15 protein-coding genes and 3 rRNA genes are annotated in these 17,029 nt (G+C 57.1%); 14 read left to right on the top strand and 4 right to left on the bottom strand.

The window, feature by feature from the left end; genetic code table 11:
* Positions 1-4 precede the first annotated feature (4 nt).
* The 3 genes from ligD to PM3016_RS33790 all read right to left on the bottom strand — a co-directional run bounded on the left by ligD (position 5) and on the right by PM3016_RS33790 (position 2,748).
* Positions 5-925: a non-homologous end-joining DNA ligase gene (ligD, locus tag PM3016_RS33800; RefSeq protein WP_014372482.1), complete on the bottom strand. Its 921-nt coding sequence runs from the start codon at positions 923-925 to the stop codon at positions 5-7.
* A gap of 106 nt (positions 926-1,031) precedes the next feature.
* On the bottom strand, positions 1,032-1,982 hold the full coding sequence (locus PM3016_RS33795; RefSeq protein ID WP_014372481.1) for an ATP-dependent DNA ligase: 951 nt from the start codon (positions 1,980-1,982) through the stop codon (positions 1,032-1,034).
* Between the two features lie 52 nt (positions 1,983-2,034).
* Positions 2,035-2,748 (bottom strand): TrkA C-terminal domain-containing protein, encoded by a 714-nt coding sequence (locus tag PM3016_RS33790; protein WP_013920997.1) that lies wholly within the window; start codon positions 2,746-2,748, stop codon positions 2,035-2,037.
* A 140-nt stretch (positions 2,749-2,888) separates the two neighbouring features.
* Between PM3016_RS33790 and PM3016_RS33785 the strand changes: the two genes are divergently transcribed.
* Complete coding sequence (locus tag PM3016_RS33785) at positions 2,889-4,337, top strand: magnesium transporter CorA family protein (RefSeq protein ID WP_014372480.1); 1,449 nt, start codon at positions 2,889-2,891, stop codon at positions 4,335-4,337.
* Positions 4,338-4,432: 95 nt separating this feature from the next.
* Here PM3016_RS33785 and ku read toward each other — a convergent pair whose 3' ends face one another.
* The gene (gene ku, locus PM3016_RS33780) at positions 4,433-5,302 is read right to left on the bottom strand and encodes a non-homologous end joining protein Ku (protein WP_013920995.1); all 870 of its coding nucleotides are present in this window, start codon (positions 5,300-5,302) and stop codon (positions 4,433-4,435) included.
* 187 nt (positions 5,303-5,489) lie between these two features.
* Between ku and PM3016_RS33775 the strand changes: the two genes are divergently transcribed.
* The 13 genes from PM3016_RS33775 to PM3016_RS33715 all read left to right on the top strand — a co-directional run bounded on the left by PM3016_RS33775 (position 5,490) and on the right by PM3016_RS33715 (position 16,985).
* Complete coding sequence (locus PM3016_RS33775) at positions 5,490-5,696, top strand: hypothetical protein (protein WP_014372479.1); 207 nt, start codon at positions 5,490-5,492, stop codon at positions 5,694-5,696.
* Positions 5,693-5,875 (top strand): H-type small acid-soluble spore protein, encoded by a 183-nt coding sequence (locus PM3016_RS33770; RefSeq protein WP_013920993.1) that lies wholly within the window; start codon positions 5,693-5,695, stop codon positions 5,873-5,875. Before PM3016_RS33775 ends, PM3016_RS33770 begins: the two co-directional genes overlap by 4 nt.
* Positions 5,876-6,090: 215 nt before the next feature.
* Complete coding sequence (gene thiL, locus PM3016_RS33765) at positions 6,091-7,140, top strand: thiamine-phosphate kinase (protein ID WP_013920992.1); 1,050 nt, start codon at positions 6,091-6,093, stop codon at positions 7,138-7,140.
* A gap of 18 nt (positions 7,141-7,158) precedes the next feature.
* Positions 7,159-7,629 (top strand): tRNA (adenosine(37)-N6)-threonylcarbamoyltransferase complex ATPase subunit type 1 TsaE, encoded by a 471-nt coding sequence (tsaE, locus tag PM3016_RS33760; RefSeq protein ID WP_013920991.1) that lies wholly within the window; start codon positions 7,159-7,161, stop codon positions 7,627-7,629.
* The gene (tsaB, locus tag PM3016_RS33755) at positions 7,626-8,507 is read left to right on the top strand and encodes a tRNA (adenosine(37)-N6)-threonylcarbamoyltransferase complex dimerization subunit type 1 TsaB (RefSeq protein WP_014372478.1); all 882 of its coding nucleotides are present in this window, start codon (positions 7,626-7,628) and stop codon (positions 8,505-8,507) included. The genes tsaE and tsaB overlap by 4 nt, the downstream gene beginning before the upstream one ends.
* 16 nt (positions 8,508-8,523) lie before the next feature.
* Positions 8,524-9,039, top strand: a complete 516-nt coding sequence (gene rimI, locus PM3016_RS33750) for a ribosomal protein S18-alanine N-acetyltransferase (protein WP_013920989.1) — start codon at positions 8,524-8,526, stop codon at positions 9,037-9,039.
* Between the two features lie 21 nt (positions 9,040-9,060).
* Positions 9,061-10,131, top strand: a complete 1,071-nt coding sequence (gene tsaD / locus PM3016_RS33745) for a tRNA (adenosine(37)-N6)-threonylcarbamoyltransferase complex transferase subunit TsaD (protein WP_013920988.1) — start codon at positions 9,061-9,063, stop codon at positions 10,129-10,131.
* 391 nt (positions 10,132-10,522) lie between these two features.
* Positions 10,523-10,864, top strand: a complete 342-nt coding sequence (locus PM3016_RS33740) for a DUF2512 family protein (protein WP_014372476.1) — start codon at positions 10,523-10,525, stop codon at positions 10,862-10,864.
* A 321-nt stretch (positions 10,865-11,185) separates the two neighbouring features.
* Positions 11,186-12,722, top strand: a 16S ribosomal RNA gene (locus PM3016_RS33735).
* Between the two features lie 259 nt (positions 12,723-12,981).
* Positions 12,982-15,895, top strand: a 23S ribosomal RNA gene (locus tag PM3016_RS33730).
* A 169-nt stretch (positions 15,896-16,064) separates the two neighbouring features.
* Positions 16,065-16,181: ribosomal RNA gene (gene rrf, locus PM3016_RS33725) — 5S ribosomal RNA — on the top strand.
* The 16S, 23S and 5S rRNA genes sit together here, the layout of an rRNA operon.
* A 153-nt stretch (positions 16,182-16,334) precedes the next feature.
* Positions 16,335-16,718 (top strand): WGxxGxxG family protein, encoded by a 384-nt coding sequence (locus PM3016_RS33720; RefSeq protein WP_014652938.1) that lies wholly within the window; start codon positions 16,335-16,337, stop codon positions 16,716-16,718.
* 72 nt (positions 16,719-16,790) lie between these two features.
* Positions 16,791-16,985, top strand: a complete 195-nt coding sequence (locus PM3016_RS33715; RefSeq protein ID WP_014372474.1) for a hypothetical protein — start codon at positions 16,791-16,793, stop codon at positions 16,983-16,985.
* Positions 16,986-17,029 lie beyond the last annotated feature (44 nt).

Here is a 17,029-nt window from a genome sequence, read left to right as displayed (position 1 = left end):
GTTTTTATTTGAGGAACGACAGGATCGGATCGAGGTTCTGCGCGGGGTTCTGTGCGATCAGATCGCCCTTCTGCTGCAGCCGCTCCATGATGTTCAGCAGGTGAAAGTCCCGGGGATCCGGACGGGCGGCCACCTCCTGCCAGGTCAGCGGCGTGGAGACCGAGGCGGCCTCCCGGGCCCGCGGCGTATAAGGGGCGGAGAGGGTCTTGCCGTACCAGTGCTGCAGGTAGTCGATGTAGATGCGGGTCCCGCGGTCCTTCTTCAGCCGCTCCACCGTGAACAGCTGGGGGTGCTTCTGCACGGCGAAATTCGCGACGAATTGGCCGATCTTGCGCAGCTGCTCGAACGTGTAGCCCTTCTCGGGCGGGATCGGCACATAGATCTGGACGCCGGTGGCGCCGCTGGTCTTCGGGACGGACCGGATGTTCATGCCGTCAAGAATGCCGCCGATGATCTCCGCGGCCTCCATGATGCGCGGCTCAGGGTCAAGGCTCGGGTCGATGTCGATCAGCCATTCGGCGGGCAGCGGGCTGCCGATGCGGTGGAACGACGGGTGGAATTCGAGCGCAGCCAGGTTCCCGAGCCAGAGCAGCGTGGGCAGGGAATCGAGATGCACGTACCGGATGCCCTCCAGCTCCGCCGAAGCGACGAAGTCCGGCGTCGGCTCGGGGACATTCTTCTGATAGAACGATTTCTCGTTCCAGCCGTCGGGGAAGCGGATCGTCGTCAGATACCTTCCCCTGCAGTAAGTAAGCAGGTAGGGGGCCAGCTGGGCAAGCTTCTCCAGGTAGATGGCCTTGGTGATGCCTTTTTCGGGCCAGAGCAGCTTCTGCGGATTCGTGATCGTCAGCTCCCGGCCCTGAACCATGATCGTGCCCTTGGCCGATTTGGAGGATGAGGATTTGGGCTTAACAGGTGCGGCCAATCGGGCACCTCCTCTTAGGGTATCTTCCTTATGCGGCCGGCGGCGGAGCCCCGCCCCGGCGTACTCGGGGGCAGCTCCCTCCGAGGCTCGCAACGGCCTCCGGGCGTCAGCCGTCCAGCTGCCCGAACGTGCAGTCCGCCGGCTGGGCGCCGACCAGAGCCTGGATGCTCGGCTGGCGCAGCGTCCGGCCGGCGGTCCATTCCATATAGCTCACTTTGACCGTGAGCAGGGGCTTGATCCACACCGCATCCTTGCTCCGTTCGGGCACGTTGACGAACGGTCGCTCGGGCAGGGTCATCTCCCGCACCTTCTCCGTGAGCTCCCGCCAAGTCTGCTGGGTGAACCGCCCGGTACCGGCGTGGCCGATATACCACAGCCGGCCTTCGGCGTCGTACAGGCCGAGCATCAGCGCGTTGACCTGGCCCGCCCGGTGGGTGACCCCGCCGACGACCGCCACCAGATCGTTGTAGATCTTCATTTTCTGCCAGCGCTTGTCTTTACCGCCGATCAGATATTTGCTCTCGAGATCCTTGCAGACAATGCCCTCCATCTTGTGCTGCTTCATTACGCCGAAGAGGTCGTTCATGCCGGCGACACTCGGCACCAGCTGCACGGTGGCATTGCCGCGGACCCGCTCCTGCAGCAGCCGCTGCCGCTCTCTCAGCGGCTTGTCGGTGATCCATTCCCCGTCCAGATACGGCATGTCGAAGATCATGTAGGAGATGGGCACCTGCTTCTGCGCCAGTGCCAGGTGCTGGGCCTTGCGGACGCTGTCGCGCCGCATGACCTCCTGGAAGTTCGGGCGCCCGTCCGCGATGGCAATGACCTCTCCATCCAGAATGACCGATTCGGCGGTGCAGTAGGAGGACAGGTCGAGCAGCTCGGGGTACTGCAGCGTCCGTTCATGGCCCTTGCGGTTGAAGAGCCTGACGGTGCCGCCGGAAGCATAGGTGAGAATACGGGTGCCGTCCCACTTGATCTGCCCGACCCACCCGTCCCCGGAGGGCGCGGTTTCGGTGCGGATGGGCTCGAACGGAACGATGGGCTGCCATTCCAAGGGAGCATTCCTCCATGCGATGGGATAAGTCTGAAGAGCAGAGATCAGGGGCTTACTTCATGGCGATGATCTGCTCCTCCTGTTCGATCTCTTCCTTCATTCTCTCCAGTTCCTGCGAAAACTTACCTTCTATGCTCTTCCGGCTGCCATAGACCAGGAGGGTATCCCCTTCGTTCAGGGGAAGGTCCGGGCACCCCTTGCGGATTTTGGCCATGCCGCGCCGGATGTACAGGATGAGCAGGTCGTCTTCGCGGCCCGCAATGTCTTTGGGCTTCCGGCCGATAAAGGCAGACTGGGCATGAAGGCAGACTTCCGTGATGAAATCCTCCTCATCGATGTATAATATTTCTTGTACAGGAAGTTCATGCAGTTCAAAATCCTCTTCCAGATGCTGATGGAGCCTGCGCTTCAGCTGCCGCGAGACCCGTTTGCTTTTGATGAGAAGAAGCACCAGTCCGAGGAGGGTGGTCACAAGCAGAAGCTGGGGAACCTGAAAGCTCCGGGTCATGAGGCTGCTCAGCGAGGAGATGATGACGGCCAGTGAGAAGACGCCGAACAGAATGAGGAACATGGCGATCTTCCTGCGGACCGGATGGCGGAGAATCAGCTCCGATTCCTTGGTGGTGAAGCCCGTGGACGTCAGCATGGACAGCGCCTGGAACCGGGCGATCCGGTGATCGAGTCCCGTGATGATGAGCAGGGACGCCGCCATTTCCAGAACGAGGAGAACCAGGATCAGATAAAGTGCGATGAATCCTACCCCCACAGGTTCGTCCCTCCCTTCGGAGTGTTTGATATGCATCATTACCATTCGGCAGTATGCTTGAAGCACCGCCATTCCAGTTACAAGCCTGACGGCAGGGGGTAAACGTTGATATGAACGGTGACCAAAAAGGAGCAAGTCGCATGACCCCGACCATTCCTGCGGACCAGCCTCTCCAGTTCGTTCTCCACCAGTTTATCTTCCCGTTCTCCCTGGACCGGCACAGCAGGGACCAGGTGAAGCACCAGATGATGAAAGACGGCTTCCATCCCTTTTATCTTCAGAACCTGAGTCTCGAGGATGCCTTCTACGGGGAGGACTTCCGGGTATCGCACCATAATCTCGAACGTTATTATCTTCCGTTTACGAACCGGATTCTGTTTCCGCGCCGGGACGAGGACGAAGGCCTTCGCCGGTTCTCGAAGAGCATGAGCCTGCCGTGCCGCATGGACACGGAATCCGGGAGCATCCGGTTCACGATCCATTCCGTGGACGTCATTCTGTGCCCGTTCGACATCGGCTTCATCACCCTGCGTACGGAGCTTGACCGCCAGGACCTCCATTATACGCAGGCGCTGGAGTTCGCAGGCCGGTTCCGCGTTCTCCAGAACCTGAAGGATCAGCAGAAGCGGACCCTTCTCACCGTGGATGAGGGGGATGCCTACCAGGAGGTGGAGGATCTGATCTTCCACAAGCTCGTGCCGGGAATGATGCCTTATATGGATAAGACGGAGCTCAAGGAATCGTATTTCGAGAAGCTGCCGTTCTTCGTCGATGAGCGGATGTTCGTGCACTCCCTGTATGCCTTCGATCAAGAGCAGGAGATCACAGACATCGATCTTTACCGGGGATCGCGCATCGACGGCACTGACGAGGAGGGGCGCCCCTATATCAGCGCCTCGAATTCCGACTATATCAGCCGCTACTGCCGCAAGCACGCCTATGACCGCTGGGCGCCCCACACCTATTATCTGACGGAAGAAACATCGTTCGTCTGTCTCACGAATCAGGAGCACCAGGCCGCAGCGGCTATCGGCAGCCATATGTGTGGAGAGTATTACTACGCCATACTCCTGAACCTGTTCTACAAAATCGTTCTGCTCAAGCTCTCCACCCGGTACTCGCATGTGCAGCTGGAGAAAAACCAGGATGAAATCGAAGAACTGATCCGTGCGATTACCCTGTTCTCAGCCAAATATTATTTTTTGGAAGTGGTCTCCCAGTCTCAGGGCAAGGATATTTTTCTCCAGGTGAAAGATCATCTCGGGAGCGACCATCTCTTCAAGGAAGTGAAGGAGACGCTCTCCGACCTCTATACCTACCAGGAAGACTTTACGTCGAAGCGTTCGAGCTACCTGCTGCAGATTCTGACGATCTATACCGTCATCAGCGGCATCTACGGGATGAACCAGGTGATCGAGGATTTGAAGGGGGATATCGACTGGAGCAAAGTGCAGGAGTACTCCTCTTTTGAATATATCGCGCTCGGGGTGACGCTGACCGGGATCGTCGTCTCCTTCGGCCTCGGCATGCATACGATTTACAGGCTGTATAGGGGATGGCGCAAGCGTAAGGAGCTCAAGAAGCTGTAGCTTGGCCCGAATCCGATTGGGGAACGGTATGCATGGAAAAGAACCGCCCTGCCCCCGAAGGGGAAGAGCGGCTTCAGCGGAAGGTTCCGTTACCGTTACGATAAGGCCGCTTCCTTGGATTTCTTGCCTTTGCCCTTGGCGGGCTTCTTCTCCGGCTTGACTTCCGCAGCCGGTTCGGGAGAAGGCGCGGGGGCGACCGGAGACACGGCTTCGAGACTGGCCTGCAGCGCCGCCATCAGATCGATGACGTTCGAACGGTTCGGTTCCGGCGCAACGCTGACCTGGCGTCCGGAGATCTTCTGCTCGATCGCTTCGAGTACGGCCGCACGGTAGTCGTCTTTGTATTTTTCCGGCTCAAATGCGGTGGAGAGCTGTTCGATCAGCATTTTGGCCATCGTTAATTCCTTCTCGTTCACGTTGACGGTCTCGGGCAGGTTCGGGACATGGGAGACGGGCCGGATTTCGTCGGGATAGAAGATCGTCTCCATGGCGATGCAGCGGTCGATGATCCGGATGGCGGCCAGAGAGCTTTTGGAGCGGATCGATACCTTTGCGATGCCGATCTTACCGGACTGCCTCATCGCTTCGAGCAGCAGGTTGTAAGCGCCCGCCCCCGTTTCGTTAGGCGCTAGATAATACGTTTTCTGAAAGTACACGGGATCGATATCCGACAGATTGACGAAGTCGAGGATCTTGATTTCTTTGGTGACTTCGCCGGTCAGGCGCTCCAGCTCATCCTTCTCGAAGAGGACGAAAGAGCCGGGTTCGTATTCATACCCCTTGGCAATCTCTCCCCATTCGACCTCACGTTCGCAGTGCTGGCACTTGCGGACGAAATTCAGCGGCGTATTGCATTCCTTGTGTATCATGCGCATGGAGATGTCCTTATCTTCCGTCGCCGAGAACATCTTGACGGGAACATGCACCAGACCGAAGCTGATGGCGCCTTTCCACACCGTATGCATACGGATCCCTCCTTGGCCTGGAAACGGCCCTCTTATACGAACTAGTATACGCACATCCGGAGCATCTCATTACAGAGGGACGCATGACGGCCTACTTTTTTTGGACATGCTACGGGGAGAGGCTCCGCCGAAGATTTGATTGGCGGCCGGCCCGGAATTCCGGTTCAAGGAGGCGACTAAGAAAGCAATGAGTGAAGCGAATACGTCGGGAAGCTTGTACGATAACGATGCCACCCATGAGGGGCGCGATTCCAACTTTATGGATATCGACCGGATGATCAACGAAGGCCTGGGCGGAGGAACGGTATCCTACCAGAACGGATTGATCGAGGAGACGACGACCGACACCATGCATTTTTCTGAGTCGGTAACGGGTGGAGGGACCGAAGAATGAAAGTGTTCCGCGCACAGGAAATTTTGAGAGCCGAGGACCGGATTGAAGTGGAATTGAACGGGGTTTCCGTTTGGATCGACAGCGTCGACCCGGAGAAAGAGACCGCCAAGGTCCATGTGGAAGATCAGCCGGCAGACTCCCGGGTTGTTCCGGTGGATGAACTGCAGGAAGTGACCTAAATCAAGTGCAGTGTACCTAAAGATAGCGATAGATGCCCTTCGTCCCCAGCGGATGAAGGGTCTTTTGTTTTGGAGTGCCATGCTTGTCCAAAAGAGGGGCGGCAGCGCCGTTTCCCATCTTTTGTTCTGCCGGGGTCGGGGACGCCGGGCTCGGTTGCTAGAGGCAGGACATAGGGCTATAATAGTTGCTAATAAAGGAAGCGGAGGCGGATGCTGTGGGAACGGAAGCCCTCGACGAATTCTCCCTGATCCGGCTTCTGACCGGAGGCAGGCAATCCCCTGCGTTTCAACGGGCCGGGGGCGTGGTGACGGGCATCGGTGATGATGCCGCCGTCGTGGAAGTGACGGCCGGCCGGCAGCTCATTCTGACCTGCGATACCATGACCGATACCACGCATTTCACTCCCGTCACGATGCGCGACCGGGATATCGGCTTCAAGGCGATGGCTTCGGCCGTAAGCGATGTGGCGGCCATGGGGGGCACGCCCCGGTTCGCCTTGGTCTCGCTCAGCATGCCGAGATCGTATCCTGTGGAGCGGGTGCACTCTCTCTATGAAGGGCTGTATGACTGCGCCAACCGGTTCGGTGTGGTCGTGGCGGGAGGCGATACGACATCGAGCTCCGGCGGACTGACCGTCTCCGTCAGCGTGATTGGGGAGACGGAAGCCGGCGGTGCGCTGCTGCGTTCCACGGCCGTACCCGGGGATGTCGTCTTCGTGACCGGGGAGCTCGGGAATTCCGCAGCGGGGCTCGACTGGCTGCTGTCCCGCCGGGCGCCGGCTTCTTCTTGGGAAGACGTCTGGGCGGGGGCTGACGTGGAATTGCGCCCGCTCATCGAGGCGCACTGCCGGCCCCTTCCCCGGATCGAAGCCGGCGAGCTACTCCGCCAGTCCGCCTGGTGTCATGCGCTCAATGATGTGAGTGACGGACTGGCGAGCGAAGCGTGGGAGATTGCGGAGGCATCGGGCGTCGGCATGGACCTGCTGGAAGAGCGGATTCCGCTCTCGGATGCCCTCTGCCGGCACGCGGCTGCAGCAGGCAAAGAGCCGCTGGATTACGCGCTGTTCGGCGGCGAAGATTACGAGCTGCTCGGTACGGCGCCTGCGGAGCACGCGCCGGCCCTGCAGATGAAATTCAAGGATGCAGGCATGCCGCTGTACTTGATCGGAGTTGTGACGGCTGAAGCGGGTTCGGTCCGCCTGATCCGCAGCGGCGGGGACACCGTCCCCCTGGAGAAGAAAGGCTATAACCATTTTGCAGGTTGAAGGGAGGGGCCCGGGAGCATGTCCTCATATCAATACAGATCCCGGAATGTGGAAGAGACCGCATTCCTTGCGCAGCAGCTTGCAGGGCTGTTCGGCCCGGGGACCGTCATCACGCTGGACGGGGATCTCGGTGCCGGCAAAACGACGTTCTCCCAGGCGGTAGGCAGGGCACTGGGCGTGAAGGAAACGGTCAATTCGCCGACCTTCACGATCATCAAGGAATATAGGGGGGAGACGCTTCCCTTTTATCATATGGACGTATACCGGCTGTCGGCGGAGGAAGCGGACGAGCTGGGACTCGATGAGTATTTTTATGGCTCCGGCGTGACGCTGGTGGAGTGGGGATCCCTCATCGAAGAGCTTCTTCCCGAATCCCGGCTGGAGATCCGCATTGAGCATGCCGGGGAGCAGGAACGCATCTTCAGGCTGCAGCCGCACGGGGAACCCTACCGGAAGTGGTGCGGGAAGTTAAAGGAGAACGGACTATGACGACAACATCAAGCGGGGCCCGGCAGTACGAGGAGGAGGGACTGATGCTGTCCGTCGATACCTCTACGGTATCGATGACGGCGGCGCTGTCCCGGGGCGGCTCGCTTCTCGGGGAGATTACGGTAAGTGCGGAGCGCAACCATTCGCTGTATGTGGTGCCTGCGCTGCAGCGTCTTATGGAGGACAGCGGTGTGAAGCCGGCCGAGCTGTCGGCCTTCACCGCCGGCGTGGGTCCCGGTTCGTATACGGGCACGCGGATCGGCGTGACGGTCGCCAAGACCTTTGCATGGACCCACGGCCTAGCGCTGCTGGGGGTTTCGACGCTGGAAGCGATGGCGCTCGGCGGCCTGGAGGAAGCACTTCATCCGCAGCACGCATCGGCTGAGAACTCAGACGAAGAGACGGTGGACCTGCGCATCGTCAAAGACGGTGACCTGGGAGCCCTGGAGCGGCTTCTTCCGACGGCGCCGGCGGGAGGGACACGCTGGGTGATTCCTTTGATCGATGCCCGCCGCGGCCAGGCCTTCACCGGACTCTATGAGGCATCGGCCGCAGGCTGGCGGTGCCTGGTTCCGGACGGCATTCGGCTGACCTCCGTCTGGGCGGAGGAGCTTCTTGAGCTTGTCCGTCTTCATAAGCCTCAGGGCGTAGTGTGCACCGGAGATGCTCATCTTCACGGGCAGGCCCTGGGTGTGCTTCAATCAGGCTTCGAAGGAGAATGGAACCAAACGAACTTTGCCTTTAAGGCCAGGCATGTCGCGGAGCTCGGCCGGATTCGCTGGCAGCGGGGGGAAACCGAAGATGTTTACGGGTTGGTGCCGAATTATACGCAGCTGGCGGAGGCGGAAGCAAATCTTCTTGCCGCCAAACGAACCTAAGAGAGGACGTCCTGCCATGGAACAAGAACCTGCGCGGCCGGCTTCCGTCCCGGCAGGTCTGAATTACCGCTTCAGACCGATGGGGGCGGAGGATATTCCGGTCATCTGCGAGATCGAGCAGGAATCCTTTGCAACGCCCTGGACAGCCGGGGCTTTTCATAACGAGCTGACGAACAACCAATTTGCCCGCTATCTGGTGCTCGAAGTGGATGGGGAGATTGCAGGATACGGGGGCATGTGGCTCATTATGGAGGAGGCGCATGTCACCAACGTGGCGATTCGGGCGAAGTTCCGCGGCCTCAAACTCGGCGAGCTCCTCATGAGGGAGATGCAGCGGACTGCGGGCCTGTACGGGGCTATCCGGATGACGCTCGAAGTGCGGCCTTCCAACCATGTGGCACTCGGTCTTTACGAGAAGCTCGGATTCCGTTCCGTCGGGGTCCGCCGCGGCTATTACACCGATAATCAGGAAGACGCCGTCATCATGTGGGCTGACCTGCCGAAGGCGGGACGCATGAAGGATCAAGCCTAGAGGGACGGAGAGGAACGAGAGATGAACGAAACTAACCCTGCAAAAGAGCCGGCGGCCGGAGCTGACACCTCCGGTACCCCGGTTTATATATTGGCGATAGAGACCAGCTGTGACGAGACCGCGGTGTCCATCATATGCGACGGCACGGAGATTCTGGCGAATGTCGTCTCTTCCCAGATCGAAACCCATCAGCGCTTTGGGGGCGTCGTGCCGGAAGTCGCTTCCCGCAAGCATGTGGAATCCATCACCTGGATTCTTCAGGAAGCTCTGGATAAAGCCAAATTGCATCCCTCGCAGCTGTCGGCTGTGGCGGTGACGCAGGGCCCGGGCCTTGTAGGGGCCCTGCTCGTCGGCATGGTCGCGGCCAAGGCGTTCGCCTGTGCCTGGGGGCTTCCCCTGATCGGCGTCCATCATATCGCCGGGCATATTTATGCGAATGCGCTGGTGCACCGCCTAGAGTATCCGTTCCTGTCGCTGGTCGTCTCCGGCGGGCATACGGAACTGGTCTACGTGGAATCGGAAGGGCACTTCCGCATCATCGGCCAGACGCGGGACGACGCCGCGGGAGAAGCTTACGACAAGGTCGCCCGGGCACTGAAGCTGCCTTACCCGGGCGGCCCGCATATCGACCGGCTGGCCTTGGAGTCCGAGGAAGCGCTGACGCTTCCCCGGGCTTGGCTGGAGCCGGATTCTTACGACTTCAGCTTCAGCGGGCTGAAGTCGGCGGTGCTGTCGGCCATGAACTCGGCCGCCATGAAAGGGCAGACGCTTTCCGCCGGAGCCGTCGCGCGGGGCTTCCAGGACTCGGTGGTCGAGGTCCTGGTCGAGAAGGCCCTGCGCGCCGTCAAGGCGTACGGCGCCAAACAGCTCTTGCTCGCGGGCGGTGTCGCCGCCAACAAGGGACTGCGCTCGCGGCTCGAAGCGCGCTGCGCGGAAGCCGGCGTTCCGCTGCTGGCGCCGCCGCTTCCGTTGTGCACGGACAACGCGGCGATGATCGGCGCCGCCGCATTCCTCAAGTTTCGGCGTGGGCAGTTCGCCTCCCTGGATTTGAAGGCCGACCCTCAGCTGAAGCTGGAAGAGTGGTCGGTGTAACTTTGGTTTATGGTTCAAGAGCCTCTGCGGTACAATCCGCGGAGGCTTTTTGCTTTTTCTACGGCCGGTGCGGGGGAGCATATTGGAAGCTGGAACGGTGCATACGCTCCCGGTCCGCAAGGAAAAATGAAAGCAGAAAGATCGGAGCATCTCAGCTTCAGACAGCAATATGTTTATTTAATTCAGACACGGAGGAGATACGAACCAGATGATGTACACTTGTCAGTATTGTGAAAGAGATGCGGAGTCGGCTCACAGTATAACAGTGTATGAAGAAGACGGGCGGGAGAAAGAATTTCAGGTTCTGTGCGGTTCGTGCTACCAAGAGTGGCTGCTCTCGCTAAAGGGGTAATCGCTTGAGGCATCCGCACGGAAAAAAGGAGTTTGTGAGATGCGTTTATTATTGATGAAGCTAATGATTAACGGACTTATCACGGTTCCTTTTCTGGTGATATTCGCCGGGACATCCTTCAGCGGTGCGGTCGTTACGTCGGTGCTTCTTAGTGTCATCGCTTATGTGGTCGGAGACCGGTTTATTCTGAAGGTGACCAACAATGTGGTGGCGACGGTAGCGGATCTCGGTCTTGCTTTCGTATTTTTCGTTCTGGTGTCGGGCGTTACCATGGGGGAGCTTTCGCTTGTCGAACTGCTGACTCTTGTAGCGGGCATCGGTGTACTGGAGTATTATTTTCATCGAACGTTTAAGGCTAACTTGGTTACTTCCGCTGCTTAAGCGGTGGAGTGGGGCTGTCCGGGGGATTTTTCCCCGGACAGTCATTTTCTATTTTAGGGGTTGCATTGATCAATTCCTTATGATAAAATCCAAAACGTTGACTTGAAAGACTTCTGGGATCTACACCTTGCGGACTTGTCCCTTGGAATGGAGAAAAGAAACAGCTTGTCAAACGAAGCATCTTATGCTAGAGTGTGAAACGTTGTCGGAAACGACAGTGAAACGAATTGCCCTTTGAAAACTGAACAACGAGTGAGTGTTAAATATAGAGACTCAGCGATGAGTTTCTGCCAAGCTTCAAAATGAGTCATCAGCTTTTCTTTAATGGAGAGTTTGATCCTGGCTCAGGACGAACGCTGGCGGCGTGCCTAATACATGCAAGTCGAGCGGAGCACTTCGGTGCTTAGCGGCGGACGGGTGAGTAACACGTAGGCAACCTGCCTGTAAGATCGGGATAACTACCGGAAACGGTAGCTAAGACCGGATAGCTGGTTTCGGTGCATGCCGGAATCATGAAACACGGGGCAACCTGTGGCTTACGGATGGGCCTGCGGCGCATTAGCTAGTTGGCGGGGTAACGGCCCACCAAGGCGACGATGCGTAGCCGACCTGAGAGGGTGATCGGCCACACTGGGACTGAGACACGGCCCAGACTCCTACGGGAGGCAGCAGTAGGGAATCTTCCGCAATGGGCGCAAGCCTGACGGAGCAACGCCGCGTGAGTGATGAAGGTTTTCGGATCGTAAAGCTCTGTTGCCAGGGAAGAATGTCGTGGAGAGTAACTGCTCTGCGAATGACGGTACCTGAGAAGAAAGCCCCGGCTAACTACGTGCCAGCAGCCGCGGTAATACGTAGGGGGCAAGCGTTGTCCGGAATTATTGGGCGTAAAGCGCGCGCAGGCGGTCTTTTAAGTCTGGTGTTTAAGCCCGGGGCTCAACCCCGGTTCGCACCGGAAACTGGAAGACTTGAGTGCAGGAGAGGAAAGCGGAATTCCACGTGTAGCGGTGAAATGCGTAGAGATGTGGAGGAACACCAGTGGCGAAGGCGGCTTTCTGGACTGTAACTGACGCTGAGGCGCGAAAGCGTGGGGAGCAAACAGGATTAGATACCCTGGTAGTCCACGCCGTAAACGATGAGTGCTAGGTGTTAGGGGTTTCGATACCCTTGGTGCCGAAGTAAACACAATAAGCACTCCGCCTGGGGAGTACGCTCGCAAGAGTGAAACTCAAAGGAATTGACGGGGACCCGCACAAGCAGTGGAGTATGTGGTTTAATTCGAAGCAACGCGAAGAACCTTACCAGGTCTTGACATCCCTCTGAAAGCCCTAGAGATAGGGTCCTCCTTCGGGACAGAGGTGACAGGTGGTGCATGGTTGTCGTCAGCTCGTGTCGTGAGATGTTGGGTTAAGTCCCGCAACGAGCGCAACCCTTGACTTTAGTTGCCAGCATTGAGTTGGGCACTCTAGAGTGACTGCCGGTGACAAACCGGAGGAAGGTGGGGATGACGTCAAATCATCATGCCCCTTATGACCTGGGCTACACACGTACTACAATGGCCGGTACAACGGGAAGCGAAGTCGCGAGATGGAGCGAATCCTTAGAAGCCGGTCTCAGTTCGGATTGCAGGCTGCAACTCGCCTGCATGAAGTCGGAATTGCTAGTAATCGCGGATCAGCATGCCGCGGTGAATACGTTCCCGGGTCTTGTACACACCGCCCGTCACACCACGAGAGTTTACAACACCCGAAGCCGGTGGGGTAACCCGCAAGGGGGCCAGCCGTCGAAGGTGGGGTAGATGATTGGGGTGAAGTCGTAACAAGGTAGCCGTATCGGAAGGTGCGGCTGGATCACCTCCTTTCTATGGAGTCCATGTCACCTGCAGGGTGGCGGACAAATCTTATAGCAGCCCTTGAGCTGCGGACACTCACTCGTGTTCAGTTTTGAAAGGTGCAATGCCTTTCAAGAAGAAGTTTGTTCCTTGAAAACTGGATATACGAAACAAACTAGCTGAAGTAATCTAATGTTTTATCTTTATAGCTGCTAGCGATGTATTTCGTTTTTGAAAGCGACCTTTATGCGAAGCATAACGGAGCGCAAAAACGAAACTACGAGCATTTGGTTAAGCTATTAAGAGCACACGGAGGATGCCTAGGCACCAGGAGCCGAAGAAGGACGTGGCGAACAACGATAATGCCTCGGGGAGCCGTAAGCAGGCTTTGATCCGGGGATGTCCGAATGGGGAAACCCACATGTGGTAATTCGCATGTACCATGCAGTGAATACATAGCTGCATCGGAGGCAGACGAGGGGAACTGAAACATCTAAGTACCCTCAGGAAAAGAAAACAATAGTGATTCCGTCAGTAGCGGCGAGCGAAAGCGGAACAGCCCAAACCAAGGAGCTTGCTCCTTGGGGTTGTAGGACGTCAATGTGGGTTAAGCAGAGTAGGCGAACAGGTCTGGAAAGGCCGGCCAGAGTGGGTAAAAGCCCCGTAACTGAAATTCTGCGAACATCCTAGACGGATCCTGAGTACCGCGAGACACGTGAAACCTCGTGGGAAACCGGCAGGACCATCTGCCAAGGCTAAATACTCCCTGGTGACCGATAGTGAAGCAGTACCGTGAGGGAAAGGTGAAAAGAACCGCGGGAGCGGAGTGAAAAAGAACCTGAAACCGTGTGCTTACAAGAAGTCAGAGCCCGTTAATGGGTGATGGCGTGCCTTTTGTAGAATGAACCGGCGAGTTACGTTCCCGTGCGAGGTTAAGGTGAGAAGCCGCAGCCGCAGCGAAAGCGAGTCTGAATAGGGCGACATAGTACGTGGACGTAGACCCGAAACCGTGTGATCTACCCCTGTCCAGGGTGAAGGTGCGGTAACACGCACTGGAGGCCCGAACCCACGAATGTTGAAAAATTCGGGGATGAGGTGGGGGTAGCGGAGAAATTCCAATCGAACTCGGAGATAGCTGGTTCTCCCCGAAATAGCTTTAGGGCTAGCCTCGGGTTAGCGTTGCGGAGGTAAAGCACTGATTGGGTGCGGGGCCCGCCAAGGGTTACCAAGTCCAGTCAAACTCTGAATGCCGCAAACGTGATGCCCGGGAGTCAGACAGTGAGTGCTAAGATCCATTGTCAAGAGGGAAACAGCCCAGATCATCAGCTAAGGTCCCCAAGTGTGTGTTAAGTGGGAAAGGATGTGGAGTTGCACAGACAACCAGGATGTTGGCTTAGAAGCAGCCACCATTGAAAGAGTGCGTAATAGCTCACTGGTCGAGTGACTCTGCGCCGAAAATGTAACGGGGCTAAACACACCACCGAAGCTATGAGTCCATTTATGGGCAGTAGGGGAGCGTTGTATGCGGGTTGAAGGTTGATCGTGAGGACAGCTGGACTGCATACAAGTGAGAATGCCGGTATGAGTAACGAAAAGATCAGTGAGAATCTGATCCGCCGAAAGCCTAAGGGTTCCTGAGGAAGGCTCGTCCGCTCAGGGTAAGTCGGGACCTAAGGCGAGGCCGAAAGGCGTAGTCGAAGGACAACAGGTTGAAATTCCTGTACCACCGTGAACCGTTATGAGCAATGGGGTGACGCAGAAGGATAGTGACGCGAGCTGATGGATGCTCGTCCAAGCAGTAAGGCTGATGTGCAGGCAAATCCGCACATCGATAAGGCTAAGCTGTGATGGGGAGGGAAATTTAAGTACCGAAGGTCATGAGTTCAGGCTGCCAAGAAAAGCCTCTAGCCAGGGAGAAGGTGCCCGTACCGCAAACCGACACAGGTAGGCGAGCAGAGCATGCTAAGGCGCGCGGAAGAACTCTCGTTAAGGAACTCGGCAAAATGACCCCGTAACTTCGGGAGAAGGGGTGCCTCGGTAGGGTGAATAGCCCGAGGGGGCCGCAGTGAAAAGGCCCAAGCGACTGTTTAGCAAAAACACAGGTCTGTGCGAAGCCGCAAGGCGAAGTATACGGGCTGACGCCTGCCCGGTGCTGGAAGGTTAAGGGGAGCGGTTAGGAGCAATCCGAAGCTGTGAACCGAAGCCCCAGTAAACGGCGGCCGTAACTATAACGGTCCTAAGGTAGCGAAATTCCTTGTCAGGTAAATTCTGACCCGCACGAATGGCGTAACGACTTGGGCGCTGTCTCGACGAGAGATCCGGTGAAATTTTAATACCTGTGAAGATGCAGGTTACCCGCGACAAGACGGAAAGACCCCATGGAGCTTTACTGCAGCTTGATATTGGACTTTGGTACGATCTGTACAGGATAGGTGGGAGCCTGAGAAGCCTGAGCGCCAGCTTGGGTGGAGGCGCCGTTGGGATACCACCCTGATCGTATCGGAGTTCTAACCTGGTACCGTGATCCGGTACGGGGACAGTGTCAGGTGGGCAGTTTGACTGGGGCGGTCGCCTCCTAAAGCGTAACGGAGGCGCCCCAAGGTTCCCTCAGAATGGTTGGAAATCATTCGAAGAGTGCAAAGGCATAAGGGAGCTTGACTGCGAGACAAACAGGTCGAGCAGGGACGAAAGTCGGGCTTAGTGATCCGGTGGTACCGAATGGAAGGGCCATCGCTCAACGGATAAAAGCTACCCTGGGGATAACAGGCTTATCTCCCCCAAGAGTCCACATCGACGGGGAGGTTTGGCACCTCGATGTCGGCTCATCGCATCCTGGGGCTGAAGTAGGTCCCAAGGGTTGGGCTGTTCGCCCATTAAAGCGGTACGCGAGCTGGGTTCAGAACGTCGTGAGACAGTTCGGTCCCTATCTGTCGCGGGCGCAGGAAATTTGAGAGGAGCTGTCCTTAGTACGAGAGGACCGGGATGGACGTACCGCTGGTGTACCAGTTGTTCCGCCAGGAGCACGGCTGGATAGCCAAGTACGGACGGGATAAGCGCTGAAAGCATCTAAGCGTGAAGCCCCCCTCAAGATGAGATTTCCCAGTATGTAAGACCCCTTGTAGACGACGAGGTTGATAGGTTCGGGGTGGAAGCGCGGCAACGTGTGGAGCTGACGAATACTAATCGGTCGAGGGCTTATCCACAAGCTTCTGAAAGGAAGCGGCGGCAATAGTTAAGCTTTAGATCTTCGCTAGCGAATGAGGATATATTGTTTTGGTAGTGACCTTTGTGCGAAGCACAACGGAACGCAAAACAATATACCCGAATGGTTGTTTCGTTTCCAGTTTTCAAGGTACAAGCCTTGAACAACCGTTTGGTGATGATGGCGGAAGGGAACCACGCGTACCCATCCCGAACACGAACGTTAAGCCTTCCAGCGTCGATGGTACTTGGACCGCAGGGTCCTGGGAGAGTAGAACGTCGCCAAGCCAATGAAGAGCCCTTTTGGACCACGAGTCCAAGAGGGCTCTTTTTGCTTTGATCTTCTTAATGCCGGAGCTTCTTTTGTCCTCCTTGTATTTTATACGGCGAGTTAGAAAAAACTAGGGGGAGATGGTGAACTACAACAGGGAGGACAAAGAAATGAGCAAAACCTGGACAACCATATCGATTGTTGCCCTACTGGCCCTGTATGGCATGCTGCCGGGGTGGGTGCGAGCGGAGAACGGCGCGGCACAGAATGGAATGGATCAGGCCAACCCTATAGGAACAGTAAGACAAAGCACCAACGGTGCGCAATTCGGCAGTGATGCAGGACTTGGCCTGTCAGGAAGTACACCTGGCTTTTTGATCAACAAGCAGCAGATCATGTCCACCCCTGACGGGATGGCCGGCTATCGCCCGTTGGCCGTATCGGCGGACCGGGAGGATGGAGCCGATTGGGGATGGCTTGGCCTGATCGGCTTGGTGGGGCTCTCCGGCTTGTCTTCTGCCAAGCGAAGCCGAAGATCCAGGACAAATTCATAAAAGGCGTGGATCAATAAGCTCTCAACCGAGGGACCGGTTCGTATGATTCTACACATGAGGAGGCGTAACAGCATGAGTGGTGTACAGCATAACGAAAACAATGAAGAATTGGCCGAGCTGGGCACGCATATGGCGGGAGCAACGGGGCTGCACAAAACGAGAACCAGCGATGAAGTGATGGTGATTGAAGCTCCCGGACAAGGTCCCGGGATTGTAGATAATCGGGATCATGAGAAGGATTTTAAGAAGAACGGGAAATCCATTTAACGAAAAGTACTGTTCAATAAGGCTTTGGAAGCCCCGGCTTTCCA

This window comes from Paenibacillus mucilaginosus 3016 (genome assembly GCF_000250655.1).
Classification (GTDB): Bacteria; Bacillota; Bacilli; order Paenibacillales; family NBRC-103111; genus Paenibacillus_G; species Paenibacillus_G mucilaginosus.
The sequence above is the reverse complement of the archived record's forward strand: the minus strand, read 5'-3'. Positions and strand labels throughout refer to the sequence as shown.

Excerpts from the sequence above, each read along its gene's own strand:
- PM3016_RS33770 (WP_013920993.1), top strand. The coding sequence starts at position 5,693 with ATGAAAGTGTTCCGCGCACAGGAAATTTTGAGAGCCGAGGACCGGATT.
- PM3016_RS33740 (WP_014372476.1), top strand. The coding sequence starts at position 10,523 with ATGCGTTTATTATTGATGAAGCTAATGATTAACGGACTTATCACGGTT.
- rimI (WP_013920989.1), top strand. The coding sequence starts at position 8,524 with ATGGAACAAGAACCTGCGCGGCCGGCTTCCGTCCCGGCAGGTCTGAAT.
- PM3016_RS33785 (WP_014372480.1), top strand. The coding sequence starts at position 2,889 with ATGACCCCGACCATTCCTGCGGACCAGCCTCTCCAGTTCGTTCTCCAC.
- PM3016_RS33775 (WP_014372479.1), top strand. The coding sequence starts at position 5,490 with ATGAGTGAAGCGAATACGTCGGGAAGCTTGTACGATAACGATGCCACC.
- tsaD (WP_013920988.1), top strand. The coding sequence starts at position 9,061 with ATGAACGAAACTAACCCTGCAAAAGAGCCGGCGGCCGGAGCTGACACC.
- tsaE (WP_013920991.1), top strand. The coding sequence starts at position 7,159 with ATGTCCTCATATCAATACAGATCCCGGAATGTGGAAGAGACCGCATTC.
- PM3016_RS33720 (WP_014652938.1), top strand. The coding sequence starts at position 16,335 with ATGAGCAAAACCTGGACAACCATATCGATTGTTGCCCTACTGGCCCTG.
- ku (WP_013920995.1), bottom strand. The coding sequence starts at position 5,302 with ATGCATACGGTGTGGAAAGGCGCCATCAGCTTCGGTCTGGTGCATGTT.
- PM3016_RS33715 (WP_014372474.1), top strand. The coding sequence starts at position 16,791 with ATGAGTGGTGTACAGCATAACGAAAACAATGAAGAATTGGCCGAGCTG.
- tsaB (WP_014372478.1), top strand. The coding sequence starts at position 7,626 with ATGACGACAACATCAAGCGGGGCCCGGCAGTACGAGGAGGAGGGACTG.